Origin of the sequence: Mesorhizobium sp. M7A.F.Ca.CA.002.09.1.1, from assembly GCF_003998555.1 — a bacterium.
Lineage (GTDB): Bacteria > Pseudomonadota > Alphaproteobacteria > Rhizobiales > Rhizobiaceae > Mesorhizobium > Mesorhizobium ciceri.
In genome coordinates this window covers 1-1,692 of the sequence record NZ_RZRR01001059.1, presented here as the reverse complement: position 1 = coordinate 1,692, position 1,692 = coordinate 1, and the positions used below count along the sequence as shown (strand labels likewise).

Below are 1,692 nucleotides of genomic sequence, written 5' to 3'. Positions count from 1 at the left end.
TGATGGCGCTGTCTGGCGACGAGAAGACCACTCCTCTCCGGCTTGCCCTGGGCGTCCTGCGCAAGATCGTGCTGCATCCGTTCATCATCGCAACCGCCCTGGGTGTCGGCGCCGCCTATATCGGCTTTCGACCGCCCGTGCCGGTGGAGCGATTTCTAGAATATCTTTCCCGTGCGGCCGCACCTTGCGCGCTGTTTGCCATGGGCGTCACGCTGGCGCTCAGGCCACTCAATCGCGTCCCGCATGAGATGGTTCCGATCGCCGCGCTGAAGCTGATCCTGCACCCGTTGCTCTGTTATGTCGTGCTGAGCTGGATCGGCAATTTCTCTGAGACATGGGTCTTCTCGGCGGTGCTTCTGGCCGCATTGCCGACCGCCACGAACGTCTTCGTCATCGCCCAGCAGTATGGCGTCTGGGTACAGCGAGCGTCGGCCAGTGTGCTGATCACAACCTGCCTGTCGGTCGTGACCGTTACCGGGCTGCTCTACCTGATCCGGCACAATATCCTAGCGCCGGACCTGTTTCCCTAACCCGCCGGCAAGCGCGGCAAAACCGCTGCCGGGACGAAGCCCCTCGCGCATGAAAAAAGCCCGAAGCGGCGCGAAGCCTCCGAGCACGCCGAGCCCGGCAACGCGGGCCATCTGCGCCGGCAGCATGTCGGAAAGCAGCGACATGTTGAGCAGGTTGACCGCGCTGCTGCGCGCCAGAATGTCGGGGCGGCGCTTGAAATCGTAGGCTGCAAGCGCCTTGGCTGCGCCCGGATCGGATCGATTTTCACAAGCGATTCCAATTAGATCGTCGACGTCTCTGATGCCGAGGTTGAGGCCTTGCGCACCGATCGGCGGAAACACATGGGCGGCTTCGCCGACCAGCGCCACCCGATCCCTTGCGAAACGAAGCGGCGTCACCGCCGATAGCGGGTAGATCTGCCGGCCCGGCTCGACAGCCACCCGGCCCAGCATCGACTGCATCTGCTGTTCGACCCGCTGAGAAAGTGTCGCATCGTCCAGCGCGGCGAGCTCGGTCGCGGTCTCGGGCTTGACCACCCAGACCAGGCTGGAGCGATTGCCGGGCAGCGGGACCTGCGTGAACGGACCGGTCTCGGTGTGGAATTCCGTCGAGGTGAAGGCGTGATCGCCGCTATGGCCGAAATTGAGGACGAGAGCTGCCTGCGGATAGGAGCGGGCCGAGGTCGAGATGCCGGCCGCCTGGCGCGCCGGTGACAAGCGTCCGTCAGCGGCGACCGCCAGCGATGCGTCAACCGAGCTGCCGTCGGCGAGGCCGGCACGAACATGCTCGGCATCGAGATGCCAGTTCGCCACCATCGACCTCAGCCAGTCGATGCCGGCGCGCGCGGCAACGGCGCTGGCGAGTGCCGGGGTGAGGACGCTGTTGGGAAGATTCAGCCCGAATTCATCCTCGTCGATCTCGCTGGCGCGGAAGGTGACGACCGGGCTGCGGATCAGCCGGCTGGTGGCATCGACGATGCGCATCACCTTCAAAGGCGCCGCCTTGGATACGACGGCTTCGAGCACGCCGAGCCGGTCGAGCACTTTCAAGGCAGGGTTCATCAGGGCCGTCGTGCGACCATCGGGGGCGGTGGCCTCCGGCCCGACCAGTGTCACCGGGAAACCTTCGGCGGCAAAACCCAGTGCCGCGATCAGCCCTGCCGGCCCCGTGCCGGCAACCAGT

General features: G+C 65.4%; 2 protein-coding genes. One reads left to right on the top strand and one right to left on the bottom strand.

Translation table 11 applies throughout. The annotated features are described in order from the left end of the window. On the top strand, window positions 1-530 hold a 530-nt coding region (locus EN994_RS30185; protein ID WP_206530534.1), incomplete at its 5' end, for an AEC family transporter. On the opposite strand, the gene EN994_RS30180 is transcribed toward EN994_RS30185, so the two are convergent. Next, on the bottom strand, window positions 507-1,691 hold the full coding sequence (locus tag EN994_RS30180) for a UbiH/UbiF family hydroxylase (protein ID WP_245466126.1): 1,185 nt from the start codon (window positions 1,689-1,691) through the stop codon (window positions 507-509). The two genes, EN994_RS30185 and EN994_RS30180, sit on opposite strands and share 24 nt — an antisense overlap. Window position 1,692 lies beyond the last annotated feature (1 nt).